Genomic DNA, 16775 nt, shown 5'->3' with positions numbered 1-16775 from the left:
TAATAATTATTTAAATAAAAAATAATCTGATGGCTTTCTGTTATTTACACTTTGCCATTCATGTAATACTTATATCTTAACGGAAAAATATCACCCTCATATTAATCCAAAAATCCACTATAACCAGTCTATGAACAAATGAAAAAAAACTTACTACTTACACTCTGTGTAATGGCCAACCTATTCCTCTTTTCCTGCAAAGAGGAAGAAGAGGATCCACTTCCTACATCGGCAATTATCCATTTTAGCATAGTGGAAAAACAAGTTGCATTCACTGCCCTCTCTGTAAATACCAATACCTATTTATGGGATTTTGGAGATGGACAGACGAGTACTGAGGCCAATCCTGTTCACGCTTATAAAGAAGGTGGCTATTATACTGTAAAACTCTCAGTAACCGGAGGAACCGGCACGGTCACCACGGAATCCAACCTTGCAGTTGCCATTACACCTTATGTCTTATTGACTGGTGGAGCAACCGACACCGATGGTAAAACCTGGAAACTGACGGCCGCCCACAGCAAAAATGACCGGCTTGCCAATGCAGACCAAACCTTTACAGTTGCCAAAGGGGCTCCTGCAGAACTTCCAACAGGAGCATTTGATTTGTTTTTGGGAATGGGCGAGGTCTATAACGACACCTATACTTTCCACTATGACGGAAAATATTCCCATGATGTAAAGGAGGATAAGGCGGCATTCAGTGGCTTGGTTTACCAAATGGTAACAACCGGAGGTGCGGGAGTTGTTAATCAAGGTGGTAAATCCTTTGGTCTTTGCACCGGAAAATTCACCCCAGAGGCTAATGCCACCTTTACCTATGTGGTGAAGGAAGATTTCGTAGTGCCATCTGTCTATGGACCTGGAGGCAAACTAACCTACCCCGGAGTAAGCACTCTTGATTTTTCCGGAAAAGAGTTTTTAGGTTTTATGGATTTCCAGAGAAAAGTCATCCTACAGGACATCACCGACAAATCCATGCGGGTAGTCATGTATATGGCTGCCTCTGCCAATCATGTACCACTTAATTCCCATGCGCTGATTTTGACTTTTTCTCTGGTTGAATAGGCATGGCAAAATCTGGTATTTATAAACCTCTAACCCAACATCCATGAATCATATTTCCAAAAAACTGCTTTCCCCTTCTGTAGGAAAAGCCTTTATGCTCCTGCTGTTCTGCTGCTGGCTGACCGGCTTATCGGCCGTCATGGCCCAATCACCGATAAAGATCTCAGGGAAAGTCATCAGTGAGACCGACACCTACGCTCTTCCTGGTGTAAACGTCCTACTTAAAGGGACTCAAACCGGGACAGTGACCGATATCAATGGGGATTACACCATCGAAGTGCCCAATCGGGATGCTGTTTTGGTATTTTCCTTTATCGGATTTGATGCTGTAGAAATACCGGTAGGCAACCAAACCACAGTCAATACCTCCATGAAAGAGACCTCCACCGGTCTGGAAGAAGTGGTAGTAACTGCCTTGGGTATACAACGTGAGGAAAGATCCCTGGGCTATTCTGTAGGCAAAGTCCAAGGCGAAGATCTAACCCGAGTGGCGCAGGAAAACGTCCTCAATTCCCTTGCAGGTAAAGTGGCTGGTGCCACTATCAATTCTACCGGTGGCACAGGATCATCGGTATCTATGGTGATCCGGGGAGCTACTTCCCTTAATACAGACAACCAGCCGCTATTTGTTGTGGACGGGGTTCCTATGTCCAACTCCCTTAACAACCTTGGAAGGTTCGGTGCCGACAACATTGTGGATTACGGAAATGCCATCAGTGACCTCAATCCAGAAGACATCGAGAATGTAACGGTCCTCAAAGGTCCAAGTGCTGCTGCTCTTTATGGTACCCGTGCCGGTAACGGAGTAGTATTGATTACCACCAAAAAGGCCAAGAAAAACCAAAGAATGCAAGTCAATTTGGTCTCCAATACTGTACTTGACGTTCCTTACCAATTCTTGAATGTTCAAAAAGACTTTGCTTCCGGATACTTTTCCTTCCGACCTGAAGATGTGGGTGGCGGCGTGCTTCCTCCGGTAAATGCAGGTGATGGTGCAGGTGCAGGACCTGAATTGGACAAGGGCTATTTTGCTCAACAATGGAACGCTCCACTTGATGCAAACGGTTTTCCGATTCCGACTGAATTGGTTTCCAATCCTGACAATGTGAACAACTTCGTGAATACCGGTATCACCACTACAAATGGTATTTCGGCTTCCAACAGTACCGAAACATTGGATTACCGCCTCAATTTGACCAATATGACTCACCAGGGAATAATCCCGGGTTCTGATCTGTACAAAAACAACTTCTCCACTGCCGCTTCCACCAGTCCGGTCAAGAATCTTACGATAAGTACCAGTGTAAACTTTAACAAAAGCTGGTCTAACAACCGTCCTTCCAGTAACCGGGGAACCAACCCGCTCCAGTGGGCTTACTCAAATCCTCAGGAAATAGACATTCAAAGATTGGAGGATTATTGGATTCCAGGCCAGGAAGGACTTCAGGTACTTCGAGCTTCTCCAAACCATGAAAACCCTTATTTCTTGGCACATGAAGTGAAAAACAGCTTCGAAAGAAACCGAATTTATGGCAACATCATGGCTGAATGGGAAATCTCCGAGTCCTTCAAGATCAGAGGCCGCTACCTCCTCGATCAATACGACGAGCGTCGCGAAACCAAGATTCCATTGGGATATACCAAAGAACCAAACAACGGAGCTTATGGTCTCGCCAACATTTCCTCCACGGAACGAAACATTGATTTCCTGGCGACATACTCAAAGGTTTGGGATAAACTAAACTTCAGTATTTCCGCCGGTGGAAACTCACTTTACGCTAAAAACACCTACATCTCCAACTCCTCCAAAGCCGGAGCCGGATTGGTTGTTCCAAACGTTTTCTCTGTCTCCAACATCGCTAATGCTTCCTTGGATTATGCTTCCTCTTGGTCTCAAAGAGGGATTTACAGCATCTATTCCATGGCCAATATCGGCTGGAAGGACTGGTTGTATCTTGACATAACTGCAAGAAATGACTGGTCAAGTACGCTTCCAATCCAAAACCACTCCTACTTCTATCCATCTGCTTCTTTGAGCATGATGATAAATGATGCCTTCTCCCTCACGGAAAAAATATCCCAATTGAAAGTCCGAGGTGGTTATGCACAGGTAGGAAATGACACCAGCCCATACAACCTCTACCCAACCTACAACAACTATGGACAGTGGGGTAGCGCTATCCGAATGGGCAAATCAGGAACAATCCTGGCTCCGGATCTGAACCCAGAAAAAGCCACCTCCTATGAAGTAGGTTTGGACTTGGGGTTGTTTGACGACCGTGTAAGATTGGAAGGAACCTATTATTTCATGGAAAACAGAAATCAAATCCTTCCAAATATCCCACTGCCAGTTTCATCGGGTTTCAACAACATCAATATCAACGCAGGTCTTTTGGAAAGCAAAGGGATTGAAGTGGTATTGGGTCTGACTCCTATCAGAAAGGAAAATTGGACCTGGGATATCAACATGAACTTCTCCAGAAACAGAACCTATATCAGGGAACTTGCCGAAGGAGTAGATGTCATTGAATTCTGGAGCGACAACAAGAGCTATTCCTATGGCTATGTTGCGAACGAAGAAACCGGTGAAGACGGGCTGGTAGGAAATATTTACTCCTTCCAAAAGCAGCGGGTTACTGACAAAAACTCCCCTTACTTCGGATACCCGATTATCGGTCAGGGCTTGGACGCAGAATGGCTTCCAACAGCCAAGCCGGTTAAAGTCGGTAATTACAATCCGGACTTTTTGATGGGTATGCAATCCAGCCTGTCCTTTAAAAACTGGTCCTTGAACATGACCTTTGACTGGAGAAGTGGTGGGCAGTATATGTCCCAGACTTTCAGATATTTCTCAGAAAGCGCCTCCACTCAATCCTGGCTGGACAATCTGGTTAATCCCAATGGACTTGGTCCGGGAGAGGAACTCCGTCAATGGGTTATTGACAATGCCGACTGGTTGTTGCTTTCCGAAGAACTCCGTCCAATTGGAGGTCCAACTCCTGGCTATGGAGGGTTTCCTGAAGGATTTAGCGGCACCACTGTTTATGACGGCACTTTTGCACCAGGTGTAGTAGGGTATCATGACGAAGAAGGAAATTTTGTTTTGATCAAGGAAAACCTCGGCGGACCGGGAACTACATTCCTCCCTTACGTGGTAAGTTTCCCTTGGGAATTTGGTACTCCTGCCATGTTTGATGCTGACTTTATCAAACTCCGTGAAATTTCCCTTGGATATAGACTACCAAGAAATGTTGCTCAGAAAATCGGAATTCAGGGAGCCAACTTATCGGTATATAGCCGAAACATCATGCTTTGGACCAAAGATTCCGGATTTGGAATTGACCCGGAGCGCGCCTTCCAGGCTGAGGCCTCCAAAGGAAACCGAGGTACTCAGTTTAAACAAGGTATCGAGCGATACAATGTGGATCCGTGGGTGATCCCAGTGGGTTTCAAACTTGATGTTACATTCTAATTCAAAACCGGATATCCATGAAAACTTTGAAATATAAAAATCTAAGCCTCTTTCTCCTCCTTTCTATGTTGGTGTTTTCCTGCATGAACCTGGAAGAGCTTAACATCAACCCGAACGGAGTTGACCCCGCAAGTGGGCACCCGAATCTCCTTTTGCCAACAGTTCAAACCCAACTGGGACAGAATGTTTTGAATTTGGGATTTGGGGATTTGGCAGGTGTTATGCAACATACCCAAAAGGACGGTTGGTCCAGCGGACACAACGATTACGATTGGGGAGCACAGGGACAAAGCTGGGCACCTTTCTATGAAGCCCTGAGAACAAATGATGAGCTCCTTAAAAAAGCAGAGGAGCTCAACCTTCCGCATCACAAAGCATTGGGCCTGATCCTAAAAGCCAATCTCTTTGGCCTGGTCGCAGACCTTTGGGGTGATGCGCCTTTCTCTCAGGCATTAAAAGGAGAACTGGGTGGTGAGGATAATCTCAAACCGGTATATGACTCCCAAAAGGACATTTACATGGGAGTTTTGGCGGATTTGGAAACCGCCAATCAACTTCTTGCAGGAGATGCGGGAAGCGGTGGGGCCATTCCGGCAACTCAGGATGTGTATTACCAAGGGGATATCATGAAATGGAGAAAATTTGCGAACTCCCTTTCCCTGCGCTACCTGATGAGAATCTCCAACAAAGAGGCTGCAATGTCAAAAGCCGGAATTGAGAAAATCGTTGGCAATCCTGGCCAATATCCGCTCATTCTGTCTCCTTCGGATGATGCCCGGATGAATTATATCGGAGCTTCTCCGGCAGATTCCTGGCCAAGCAACACCGTCTACGATAAAAGCACCTCAGGTAATTATTTGAGAATCAAGGTTTGCTCTACCTTGATTGATGCTTTGAAACGTCTGGGTGATCCTCGTATCGCTGTCTATGCAGAACGAATCACGACACCTTTGATGGTAGAACCTGACTGGAAAGATGACCGGGACGAGATCATTAACGGAGTACGGCACGTTGCGCAAAACATTGCCGAAGACTATGAGACCAACTGGGGTGAAGAATTAAACCTGGCTTCAGACTACATCGGTCTTCCTCCATCCTCGCCTGCTGGCGGGGCGTATAACCTAAACCCTGACCTTGCTCAAGGAACCTTTAACCCGCACTGTTCTCAGTTAAATCCAATGTATAAAGATGCTGTCGGAGCCTTACTTCAGTCCCGATTGATGACTGCTTCCGAGGTACATTTCATTTTGGCTGAAGCTGCTTTGAAAGGCTGGACTGTAGGTGACCAGAAAATGCACTATGAGGCTGCAATTAAAACCTCTTTTGAATCCTGGAAAATCAGCGCTTCCTATGATGCCTACATCAAAGGCGGAGGAAAATACAATGGCACCTTGGAGCAATTGATCGAGCAAAAATGGATCTCCAGCTGGACTGCTGCCTCTGAGGCCTGGTTTGATTACCGAAGAACCGGACTGCCTAAATTGACAACGGGACCATATGCCAAGCGCCAGGCCATTCCACTACGTTTCTACTACATGCGGGATGAAATATTACTCAACCCGACTAATGTCAATGCAGCCATCAATGGATTGGAGCCTACCGGTTTTGCAGCTCCTGATCCTAAAAACAGCGCCTGGTCCAAGACCTGGCTGCTGCAGGGCACTGCATTTCCATATTAAAACAATTCTCAACTAAACCAGAGCCGCCAATAGCTGGCGGCTCTTTTTGTTTTATCCAACCATGTTTCGAAAAATCATAAAGATTCTTGCCTACCTCTGTGTGGTGATTTTGATCTTACTGGCAATTCTATTAAAGCCGGTAGATTTCACCCCTTATTTTGAAACAGACTATTATACCGAAACCCAACTGCGCTATGACAGTCTCATTCAATCCATTCATACTGAAAAAGGAGCCGTCTCCATTGGACTCAGTAAAGTCAATCTCACTCCAACTTTTGGTTCAGATTCAGACGATGCTGTTTCCGGCAAGTTTATAGCCATGCCGCTTTCCGGATATGGCGGACGGCCCGGAACAGCTACAGCAGTCCACGATAGCATTTACATCAAATCCGCAGCAATCCGAGTGGGGCAGCGCACCTTGGTCATTGTCGGTTCCGACTTACTTATCATGCCTCCCGACGCTGCGCGGATTGTAGTTGATCGGGCCAACGCCGAACTGGATCTGGATCGGTCTGACCTGCTTTTTACCGCTACTCATACCCACTCCAGCATCGGAGCCTGGTCCGGCGGATATATCGGCGAATCATTCAACGGTCCACACAATCCTTTGGTAACGGATTGGATTGCACAGCAAATATTCAATTCCATTGCCTTGGCGGTTCAAGACCTCCAGCCCGGATCAATCGGAATGGGTTCGCTCCCGATTAGCCATTTTGTCCGAAACCGCCTGGTCGGGGAAAAGGGCAAAATCGACCCTGACTTCATGTTGATTCAAGTGGAGCAAGCATCAGGCAAAAAAGCGCTGATCGGTTCATACAATGCACATGCTACAACACTGGGAAGCTCCAATCTGGAAATTAGTGCAGAGTATCCCGGCTATTGGCAGCGAAAGTTGGAACAAAGTGAGTTTGATCTCGCGATTTTCTTGGCCGGAAGCGTTGGCAGCCACAGCTATCGCAATGTGGACGGTGAAAAATTCGAAAAGACGAAATTTCTTGGAGAAGCTTTGGTGGATTCTGTGCAGGCCTATCTACCCAATATCCTGATGAAAGACAGTATTGCCGTCCGCTCAATGACTTTGAAGGTCAGTCTTCCTGAACTCCAGTTTAGAATCACTGACGGACTGAGACTCCGTCCGATTTGGGCTGAAAAATTATTCCCGGAAGTTGGGGAAGTATATCTTCAGGCTACCCGGTTAGACAGCTTGGTTTGGGGTACCACTCCAAGTGATTTCAGCGGTGAAACCACACTTTTGTATAAAAATGCAGCAGGGGCTAAAGACCTCCGGGCAATGGTTACCTCCTTCAATGGAGCTTATACCGGATACATCATTCCCTGCAAATACCACCATTTGGAAGGATACGAGCCCAGAATCATGAATTGGTTCGGCCCAGGATACAATCCGATGATCAACGACATTCTGGGAAATATGCTGGAAAAAATCTCTGAGCAGTAAACACTCAGTGGTCTGTGTGGACACAAACCTCTTTTGTTTAGTCCCCTAGCCAAGACCCTTTTACTACCAATTTATAAGCTTATGATTCGGTGTATATTTCTGCTAAACCTATTTCTAGCCTGTACTTTTTCAGTTCAGGCTCAAACAGCTTTTTGGAAAAGGAATGTGATTGATTCAGCCTTTAGTGGGGCAGATGGAGTTAGGCTGGCCGATGTCAATGGAGATCACTTGCCGGATATTGCCACAGGATGGGAAGAAGGCGGGTTTACCAAAGTCTACCTCCACCCGGGCTATGAATTGGTCAGAAAAAAATGGCCCTCCGTCATCGCAGGAAAGACTCCTGATGTAGAAGATGCCGTCTTGGTCGATCTGGACTCGGACGGCAACAAGGATGTAATCAGCAGCTCAGAAGGCGACACCAAAAAAGTCTTTGTACACTGGGCTCCCAGCCAGGCTACAGATTATCTGGACTCTTCCAAATGGGAAAGCCAGGTGCTCCCCGCTTCTGAAATTGATATTCAATGGATGTTTGCCCATCCTGTTCAATTGGACGGCCTAAATGGACCAGACCTGGTTCTTGGCAGCAAAGGAAAAGAAGCAAAAATCGGGTGGTTTCAGGCTCCGGAAAATCCCAGAAACCTGGACAAATGGACATGGCACCCCATCAGTCCGGCCACCTGGATCATGTCTATTTTCATGAAAGATATGGATGGGGACGGTGATCTGGACATTCTGACTTCCGATCGCAAACCCGGACCCAGCAATGGTGTCCGGTGGCTGGAGAATCCCGGAAATTCCAAAAAGCAACCAGAGGAATGGCCCAGCCATTTTATAGGCTGTGAAGGGCTTGAAGTCAAGTTTATGGACACCGGGGATCTGAATGGGGACGGACTGGAAGATGTGGTCGCAACAGAATCTACCAACCAGCAGATCGTATGGATGAAGCGTATGGACCCTCAGGGATTGAATTGGGAAAGGTACACCATCGACATTCCCAAACTTACCGGCAGGGGCAAAGCTGTCAAAATCGGTGACATCAATGGTGACGGAAAACCTGACCTTGCCCACACAACAGAAGCCTCGCCGGATGGAGGAAAATCAGGTGTATTCTGGCTGTCTTACCGAGACAATCCAGGCGAATCCCAATGGGATTGGCATAATATCAGCGGACCCGAAGGCTACAAGTTTGACCGGATCGAACTGGTAGATTTGGATGGAGACGGGGACTTGGACCTGCTCACCTGCGAAGAAAACTTCGGCTCCAACAGCCAGGGACTTGGCGTGATCTGGTACGAAAATCCAAAGAAGCCATAATCAGATTTCTTTTTTCAATTCAATGAAAAGACCTGTCAGGTTTCCAAAACCTGACAGGTCTTTCATTTTCCAATGCCCTGAAAAAGCAAAAAGCCCCGGAAATCCCCGGAGCTTTCTTAGAATCTTGATCTGATTTTTTTCGGTTTGATTTATTTGATCTGATAAATTCCTCCTTGATAGGAATCAGTCTTGATCACCAGTTTTCCGGCATTGGAATCGTATTGATATCCTTCACCTTCCACCAATTTCTGACCGTCTAAAGAAACCTCAGAAGGAGCCGATTCTCGGGCGATTCTCAACACATGAGGAACCTTTTTTCCGGTCAGTTTCACGGTCAACCCGTCTCCACTTTTTTCATAGGAAGCCACGGTGCTTTCGTCTTTTTCCCTGAAAATCTCAAAGGAATGGCGGTCAAGATCAGGATAAATCAACAGAGTCAAATATCCCTTGTCTGCTTCGCTGCCGATACCGGTATAGCTCCGCTCAATATTCATGGGAATGATCGCTCCGGCTTTGATATAAACCGGAAACTTATCGAGTGAAAAATTTCCCTTCACCAGGCTTTTGCCTTCGATCAGCTTCTGGTCGTCAAACCAGTATCTCCATTTTCCTTCAGGCAGGGAAACATTCCAGTCCAACTGATCTCTGAAAATCGGAGCAACCAATAGTTCCTCTCCAAAATAATACTGGTGCTCTCCTTGCTCGATCGGCTTTTGCAAAAGTGCTCCGCCTTCATGGCCGGTCACTACATAATGGTACATATAAGGGATCAGCTCCGTGTGAAGCCAGGAATACTCCCGGATGATTTCCAATTCCTCAGGTGTACGTAGCCAAAGTCTCCTGTCCCCATGTCCACCGTTCATAAACAAGCCGCAAAATGCCGAAAACTGGGCCCATCTGATGTATAATCTTGGGGGGATGGTTTTACCTGAAAACCCGGCCACATCCGAACCGATCACATTGTACCCGAGCTTAGCACTTTCGAGGATGCTATTAATGGCAGACTCGAATCCTTCGATACCTTCCAGTGCGATGTCAACTTGCTCCTCGCCATGCTCAGCCAACAGCTCCTGGCTTACCCATTCGTGTTCTTGGTCTCCAACCCAGTTGACCGTTGAGGATTGGATTGGAGCAAATCCTTCCGGATGAAAGCCCCTGTCCAGGGCTCTTGATAGGGTGACAAACTCCGGATTTTTGCTCAACCCATATTCAAGCTCGTCCCTATAGTAATGATCCATGTAGGTCCGGGTGCTCATCCAGCCTGAGGCTGATTTGACATAAAAAAATGGAAGTCCATAGATCCAAGTAGCATTGTAAGTGGCCGCACCGTCCAACTTCCATCCATCGATGCCCAGTTCGTAGACTTTATCCTGCTTTGCTCTCCACCATTTCATTGCCTCAGGATTGCTGTAATCTATGGCTCCGCCTTTGCCTTTCCACCAGCTGATGATATTCCCCCCGCCAGTGAGATAGCCTTTGGATTTTGCTTCCTCCAAATACTCTGGGCTGTCCTTTAGAGTCAAACCCTTATTATAGCTGTTCACATAGGAAGTCATCCAGAGAATGATGCGATAGCCTTGATCTTGCTTTTGGGCAAACCAATTTTCATAGTCCGGATACAACACAGTATCCACCTCAAAATCATTATATCGATAGCTCCAGGGGCTATCCAAAATCACAGTTCTTACCGGGATATCATGTTCGGCATAGCCTTTCAGGAGTTCATCCACATAGGCGGCTGTATTGACATCATCTTCCCAAAGCCAGCATTCCAAGGCCCAAGCCGGAGTCAAAGGTGGATTCCCATGCCGCTGTGCATTGAAAGGAATGCCCCAAAAAGGATAGAAAAACAGGGCGAAAGCCAAGCCTATCAATCCAAATATTGTTGAAGAAAATATCCAGGCAATTTTCTTCCATCTTTTTCTATTTAGAAAACTCATTATAAAATTTATTGGGTTGGGTGATTTTTAATTCAGGTAGATAGGGTTGGTAAAAAGCCAATTGACCCACTGTCCATCCAGCCAGAGGTCGGCTTCTATCCGATAGATTCCTTTTTGGTTTTCAGGAGAAAACTCAAACTCATACTGCCCATCACCAGTCTCAGCGACCATTTGTCCATCTCGGATCAGGCGATAGCGGGCAGGAAAAGGTGAAAGGACTTTCAGTTTGGATACAGATTGGGCTGCAATTGAATCACCGAGGATTCCTGCCAATTCATTTTGGGTACTTAGGGCGAAATACTGGAATCCATCCCCTGGAGCAATCCCTTCAAAGGCAACAAAAACGTTCCCTTTAATGATATGGTCCTTGATTTTCACGGTGGAAAACTCCTCCGAAAACACATGGTTGTTCACAAAATTGAAGGAATGGAAATAAGTGTCAAGCTCCCATTTAAAGGCCCAACCATTTTCGTCAGGTTCATGAAGAAGGAGGTTTTCCAGAATTCCGGGCTCGCGGATACTGATAGCATCAGCATTGGGACCCACCCATTCCACCTGTCCATTTTCAAGATGACGGGCACGGATATTTTGGTTGTTGTGGGCATCCACAGAACCAATGCCGACGATCTGTCTTCCTTGATTGAGTTGATCCCAATTCTCCAAAATTGCCACCTGCTTATCATAAATCTCCCGGTATCCCCAGTGACGGAATTTTTCTCCGTTGACTAGGTGATTGAGCAGAAAAGCCAGCATTCCATCCTCATCCAATAAATCAGTATGGATGTTATAAATTTCCATGGCCTGATAATCCGGATTATCCCAGTTATGTTCTTTCTCCGAATGGACATAAGTCACCAAGCCACCTTGCTTTACAATATCCCGGATCATGGAATCCCTCGGGATATTCCAGTCCAAAATCCCCTCACGGAAAGGGTTGACTTCCATTCCATCAGAGCCACTGGTTTCTGTACCACCTTCCAATAAGATCCCTTCAAATTCCCCATGATAAGCCCGGGGAAAGGTGTCTAGCTTTCCATGGGCATGATCTGCAAAAAAAACAAAGTCCAACTCGGCCTTTTTTGCCCCATGGAGGATTTCATTCAGGTTTCCCCGGCTGTCATGCGACCAATAGGAATGGGCGTGCATGACTCCGGTATATTCTGGGATCGGAATTACTATAGGCGGTTTCCGATAGGATGCCCGGATTTCTTCCCGTGACTGCTCCAATCTGGGGTAGATCACCCACTTTTTATAAAGTGGTCCGGCAAACAAATAAACCAACGAAAGCCCGATCAGGACAAAGGCTATGGAAAATACTATTTTGATTATCCGCTTTACCATTTCAGTCTTTTTTGGAGAGTGAGTTCAAATAGTGAATCAGGGCCTCTGGTTTATCGGTTTGGATTCCATCCGTTCCATAACTCAGGATTTTCTTCCATTCATTCAGGTCCTTTGCTTTATCATCCACAAAGACCATCGCTTGTTCCTTGTGCGCCTTGGCCACGAAGCTGGTGGACAACTTCCCCATGTCGGTAGCCAGCACTTTAGGGTGAAAATTTTCTACCACTTGGGAAATATTGCTTTCAATTCCCGGATCCGGCATGACAAGGCATTCTGGGCATTCCCTCTGGATAGTTTTGATAAGATTCACCTCGTCCCCTCCCAGATACCAGACAGTTCGGTCAGCCATGTGAAATTTTCGGAGCAAAGGAATCAACACCAGAGGATCAGCGTCTTTGAGGTCGAGATAAATTCCGATTTTCCCCTGACTGAGTTTCAGGATTTCCTCAAAAGTTGGCACTTGGGTTCCTTTCCATTTGGAACCTACCTTTTCTCCAATATCAAGGGCCCGGATTTCCTCCAGGGTAAAGTCCTTAACAAGTCCTTTGACATTGCTGACATAGGCATCCACGGTAGAATTATGCACACTGACAATCCTTCCGTCCTTGGTAGTCCGCAGGTCAATTTCAATAAAATCACATCCCAAATCGATGGCCTTTTGGTAGGCCGCCAGGGAATTTTCGGGAATTCCGCTATGCACACCCCGATGGGCAATCACATAAGTTTTTCCATGCTTTGGAGCAGGAAGGTCACTTTGTGCGAAAAGGGGTGATACGGCCATGCACAGCAAGACCGATATCACCCCAAGTTTTATCTTTTGGAGATCCAACATGATTGAACTTTTCCCTTCCAATCCTTAATTGCTTCCAGCAGGAGCAAAACCTTCTGATGCAGGGGCTTTTTCGATAAGCTTCATTGAATGCTCCACCAAGGCAGGGCCGGTTTTTTCTCCCAAGCTGGTACGGGTCACATATTCATAGCGCTTGAAGCTGTTAAAATCCTCCTCAGTCAGAATGTAACCAAAAGCATCATTGGTCAGGCCGAATAGGAAGGCTTGATTGGTGTGCATTTTGCGCTTAAGGTAGAATCCGAGATTTGGTAAAGCTTCGCCCGGAATGGTGAGTATCTGGGCGGTGCCGACATTGACCAGATTCATCTGGGTGGTCACGATATTCCCGGCTTTCACTTTGTATTTGTGGGGAGATTTTTGAAGAATGTATTGAAGGATAGGAGAATCCACTGAAAAATCCGCTTGCATGGATGTGTTTTGAATCAATGGATTGGTCTGGGGTACAGCACTGCTTACAATCTCCAATGCCTGGTCGGCAAGGAGATTACCGATACGCTTGCATTCCTCGTAGTCACTGGCTTCTTTTCCTTCCGAAACCCTGTTATCAGCAGTAATCATTCCTCCTTGAGCACCGTTCACAAATATGGCGATGCCGCCCACTTGAGATTCAATTCTATCATATAGCGGTCCGCAAACGTCAGGTGAAGTAATCCCTCTTCCATTGCCAATGACTTCCGGATGAATTGCATAATTGACCAAAGTTGCAATCACTTTGCCCTTGTTTTTCCCAGCAGTTCCGAATGCCTGGATCACTCCGCAACGGGGATCATAGAGCTCGGGAGCATAATAATTGTAGGCAATTTTTCCTTTTGCCTCACCGACTGCGGTTTTCAGCTCAGCGGCTTCAAGATTTGCCACCGCTTCGTTTACAGCATCGGCGATCTGCTGGACGCACCAGTTGAGGTATTCAAAATCGGCATTGACCTCTCCTTTTTCATTTGGAAACCCATAGGCATCTGGTCCACTGTGAGTATGGGTTGCTCCAATCAGGATATTCTCCGCAGGAATTCCCTTGATCAAGGCCCGCGATTTGTCTCCTAAAGCAGCAGGCCATCCGAGGTTATCGATTCCTACAAAAGCAACACGGGTTCCGTTATTTTCCATGACCATAGCCCGGACCCAGAGGTCTCCATTTTTTACAGTAGAAGGCCTTGGAGTGCCAATCCCACCAGAAACTGGCAAAAGCGGATCAGGAGTCAGAACCCGCTTGGCTGCCCCAACCTTAAAGCCACTTTGGGCAAGGACTGCGGATGCGAGATTTAAAATAAAAAAGACTAGGACAAAGCCTAGCCAATTCCGGAGGTTTGAATGTTTGGAGTTTGACATTGAATGAATTAGTTGTTTGGGTGAAAAAGGGCAATTTCCAACTTCACGGAATCTCCGACTAATCTATTACCCTCTGTCCCAATGAAAAGGCTATTCCAACTTAATAAATAATTTGGTCATCTAAATTGGAAAACTATCCGGGTTTAACTTGATAACAAATCCACACAAACTCTACTCACTCCCATGTTTTAAAATTGAAGAAATTCGCATCCCATTGAATCAAAAAGGAGGCTCAGAGCCTCCTTTTTGATTAGATTTTCGCTTGAGTTATTCTTCAATTGAAATGGTCGGCTCGGTCGGTAGCAATCCGGAAGCCGCTTTGATTTTCCCTTCCAGCTCATCCATCAATTCAGGATTATCCATCAGCAGATTTTTCACTGAATCTCTTCCTTGGCCAAGTTTCTCACCGTTGTAGGAAAACCAAGAACCGGCTTTTTTGATGATTTCAAGTTCCACGCCCAAGTCAATAATTTCTCCGACTTTGGAGATTCCTTTGCCATACATGATGTCAAATTCGACCACTTTGAAAGGCGGCGCCACTTTGTTTTTGACCACTTTTACTCTCGTTCTGTTACCAAGAATATTGTCAGCACCTTCTTTGATCTGACCGACACGACGGATATCCAAACGGACGGATGCGTAGAATTTCAGGGCATTCCCTCCAGTTGTAGTTTCGGGATTTCCGAACATCACACCGATTTTTTCACGAAGCTGGTTGATGAAAATACAGGAACAGCCAGTCTTGCTGATAGCACCTGTAAGTTTTCTGAGCGCTTGTGACATCAATCTGGCCTGAAGTCCCATCTTGCTCTCTCCCATTTCACCTTCCAATTCTCCTTTTGGCACCAATGCCGCGACAGAGTCAATTACAATGATGTCAATCGCACCGGATCGGATCAAATGCTCGGCTATTTCCAGTGCTTGCTCTCCATTATCCGGCTGGGAAATCAACAGGTTTTCGGTATCGATCCCCAATTTTTCCGCATAGTTTTTGTCGAAAGCATGTTCCGCATCAATGAACGCTGCAAGGCCACCGGCTTTTTGTGCTTCGGCGATACAGTGCAAGGTCAGGGTAGTCTTACCTGAGGACTCCGGCCCATAGATTTCTATGACCCTTCCCCTTGGAATCCCACCTATCCCCAAAGCCATATCAAGTCCTAATGAACCTGTTGAAATTGCGGGAATATCCTGTACTTTATTATCACTAAGCTTCATTACGGTACCTTTCCCGTAAGTTTTTTCCAGCTTATCAATAGTTAGCTGCAAAGCTTTCAGTTTTTCTGCGTTATTACTCATGATTTCAAAATTGTAAAAGATTCAAATGTTGGTGAAATTAACGAAAGATGAAGGCATAACCAAGGTGACTAGACCTATTGTTTCCGAGGGCCAAATTCGTATTTTTAATCAATCAAATGATCCTTTTTTTCCGAATACCTCTCCAATCTGCAAAAAATTGTCAGGTATTGTCAAGCTTCAAATGAAAACTGCTTTTCGGGCCCTTTTTCTTCTGTTCACAGCTACTTCACTTGCTTTGGGTCAAAATGGCCCTAAAAATTCGGCATTCACTTTTGGGGAAGAGTTGCAGTTTGAAGTGACGTATGGTTGGCTGAATCTTGCAGAGGCAAAACTTCAAATCAGCCGACGTGCCGTCAACGAGCAAATGCGTCCACATTATAAAATCGACGCATACGGCAAAACCAAAGGTGCTGCTACCATATTTGGCAGGGTAAATGACAACTGGGGCACTCATCTCGATACAGGGACATTGCTTCCATCACTTTCCTATAGACATATAGAAGAAGGGAAATACAGGAAAAATGAAAAGACCTACTTTGACCAGCAAAACCGAAAGGCAAAAATGGAATGGTACGATCGGGACAACAGAACTTTAAAGGACAGTAAAGAATACAAATTGCCTGGACAGGTTCAGGATTTAGTCAGTGGGTTTTACTATCTGAGGTCCATGGATCTGACAAACCTGAAAAAGGGACAATCCATTTTGATTACTGGTTTCTTTGATAAAGAAATATATAACCTAAAATTAATATACGAAGGAACAGAACAGATCCAGACCAGCCTCGGACTGATAGATACCTATGTTTTTTCTCCACTTATGCCTCAAAACAGACTCTTCAGAGGAGACTTTCCTGTCAAGGTCTGGGTCACAAAGGACCAAAACAAAATCCCAGTGAAGATCAAAGCCAACTTATTCATTGGCTCTCTGAACATTGACATTTCCTCCGCCAAAGGCCTTCGAAACAAATAATTTACTTTGCCTTAACACCCCCTTAACATTAGAGAAGTTCCAGGGCAGATTTCCTCAATTTCT

General features: G+C 45.8%; 11 protein-coding genes. 6 read left to right on the top strand and 5 right to left on the bottom strand.

Going from position 1 to position 16775, the window contains the following annotated elements; translation table 11 throughout:
* The first annotated feature begins 138 nt into the window (after positions 1 to 138).
* The 5 genes from B0E43_RS23775 to B0E43_RS01030 all read left to right on the top strand — a co-directional run bounded on the left by B0E43_RS23775 (position 139) and on the right by B0E43_RS01030 (position 8989).
* Positions 139 to 1068 carry a PKD domain-containing protein gene (locus B0E43_RS23775; protein ID WP_077346203.1) on the top strand — a complete coding sequence of 310 codons (930 nt, stop codon included), beginning with the start codon at positions 139 to 141 and terminating at the stop codon, positions 1066 to 1068.
* A 43-nt stretch (positions 1069 to 1111) separates the two neighbouring features.
* Complete coding sequence (locus B0E43_RS01045; RefSeq protein ID WP_077346202.1) at positions 1112 to 4540, top strand: SusC/RagA family TonB-linked outer membrane protein; 3429 nt, start codon at positions 1112 to 1114, stop codon at positions 4538 to 4540.
* A 17-nt stretch (positions 4541 to 4557) separates the two neighbouring features.
* Positions 4558 to 6219: a SusD/RagB family nutrient-binding outer membrane lipoprotein gene (locus B0E43_RS01040; protein WP_077346201.1), complete on the top strand. Its 1662-nt coding sequence runs from the start codon at positions 4558 to 4560 to the stop codon at positions 6217 to 6219.
* Between the two features lie 61 nt (positions 6220 to 6280).
* Positions 6281 to 7675 (top strand): neutral/alkaline non-lysosomal ceramidase N-terminal domain-containing protein, encoded by a 1395-nt coding sequence (locus B0E43_RS01035; RefSeq protein WP_077346200.1) that lies wholly within the window; start codon positions 6281 to 6283, stop codon positions 7673 to 7675.
* Positions 7676 to 7756: 81 nt separating this feature from the next.
* Entirely contained in the window at positions 7757 to 8989 is a 1233-nt protein-coding gene (locus B0E43_RS01030) for a VCBS repeat-containing protein (RefSeq protein WP_077346199.1), read from the top strand.
* 149 nt (positions 8990 to 9138) lie between these two features.
* On the opposite strand, the gene B0E43_RS01025 is transcribed toward B0E43_RS01030, so the two are convergent.
* From B0E43_RS01025 to recA, 5 genes are all read right to left on the bottom strand, one after another.
* Positions 9139 to 10929, bottom strand: coding sequence for a TIM-barrel domain-containing protein (locus B0E43_RS01025; RefSeq protein WP_077346198.1), 1791 nt, complete (start codon positions 10927 to 10929; stop codon positions 9139 to 9141).
* 27 nt (positions 10930 to 10956) lie between these two features.
* Entirely contained in the window at positions 10957 to 12270 is a 1314-nt protein-coding gene (locus B0E43_RS01020) for a hypothetical protein (RefSeq protein WP_077346197.1), read from the bottom strand.
* Position 12271: 1 nt separating this feature from the next.
* The gene (locus B0E43_RS01015) at positions 12272 to 13102 is read right to left on the bottom strand and encodes a glycerophosphodiester phosphodiesterase family protein (protein WP_139352629.1); all 831 of its coding nucleotides are present in this window, start codon (positions 13100 to 13102) and stop codon (positions 12272 to 12274) included.
* A gap of 24 nt (positions 13103 to 13126) precedes the next feature.
* Positions 13127 to 14446: a hypothetical protein gene (locus B0E43_RS01010; RefSeq protein WP_254423336.1), complete on the bottom strand. Its 1320-nt coding sequence runs from the start codon at positions 14444 to 14446 to the stop codon at positions 13127 to 13129.
* Positions 14447 to 14713: 267 nt separating this feature from the next.
* A complete protein-coding gene (gene recA / locus B0E43_RS01005; RefSeq protein ID WP_077346195.1) occupies positions 14714 to 15742 on the bottom strand; it encodes a recombinase RecA in 1029 nt (342 codons plus the stop codon).
* A gap of 181 nt (positions 15743 to 15923) precedes the next feature.
* Between recA and B0E43_RS01000 the strand changes: the two genes are divergently transcribed.
* A complete protein-coding gene (locus tag B0E43_RS01000; protein WP_077346211.1) occupies positions 15924 to 16712 on the top strand; it encodes a DUF3108 domain-containing protein in 789 nt (262 codons plus the stop codon).
* The last annotated feature ends 63 nt before the right edge of the window (positions 16713 to 16775 follow it).

This window comes from Algoriphagus sp. A40 (assembly GCF_002002735.1).
Classification (GTDB): Bacteria; Bacteroidota; Bacteroidia; order Cytophagales; family Cyclobacteriaceae; genus Algoriphagus.
This window is presented reverse-complemented; position numbering and strand designations above follow the sequence as displayed.

Excerpts from the sequence above, each read along its gene's own strand:
- B0E43_RS23775 (WP_077346203.1), top strand. The coding sequence starts at position 139 with ATGAAAAAAAACTTACTACTTACACTCTGTGTAATGGCCAACCTATTC.
- B0E43_RS01045 (WP_077346202.1), top strand. The coding sequence starts at position 1,112 with ATGAATCATATTTCCAAAAAACTGCTTTCCCCTTCTGTAGGAAAAGCC.
- B0E43_RS01040 (WP_077346201.1), top strand. The coding sequence starts at position 4,558 with ATGAAAACTTTGAAATATAAAAATCTAAGCCTCTTTCTCCTCCTTTCT.
- B0E43_RS01035 (WP_077346200.1), top strand. The coding sequence starts at position 6,281 with ATGTTTCGAAAAATCATAAAGATTCTTGCCTACCTCTGTGTGGTGATT.
- B0E43_RS01030 (WP_077346199.1), top strand. The coding sequence starts at position 7,757 with ATGATTCGGTGTATATTTCTGCTAAACCTATTTCTAGCCTGTACTTTT.
- B0E43_RS01025 (WP_077346198.1), bottom strand. The coding sequence starts at position 10,929 with ATGAGTTTTCTAAATAGAAAAAGATGGAAGAAAATTGCCTGGATATTT.
- B0E43_RS01020 (WP_077346197.1), bottom strand. The coding sequence starts at position 12,270 with ATGGTAAAGCGGATAATCAAAATAGTATTTTCCATAGCCTTTGTCCTG.
- B0E43_RS01015 (WP_139352629.1), bottom strand. The coding sequence starts at position 13,102 with ATGTTGGATCTCCAAAAGATAAAACTTGGGGTGATATCGGTCTTGCTG.
- B0E43_RS01010 (WP_254423336.1), bottom strand. The coding sequence starts at position 14,446 with ATGTCAAACTCCAAACATTCAAACCTCCGGAATTGGCTAGGCTTTGTC.
- recA (WP_077346195.1), bottom strand. The coding sequence starts at position 15,742 with ATGAGTAATAACGCAGAAAAACTGAAAGCTTTGCAGCTAACTATTGAT.
- B0E43_RS01000 (WP_077346211.1), top strand. The coding sequence starts at position 15,924 with ATGAAAACTGCTTTTCGGGCCCTTTTTCTTCTGTTCACAGCTACTTCA.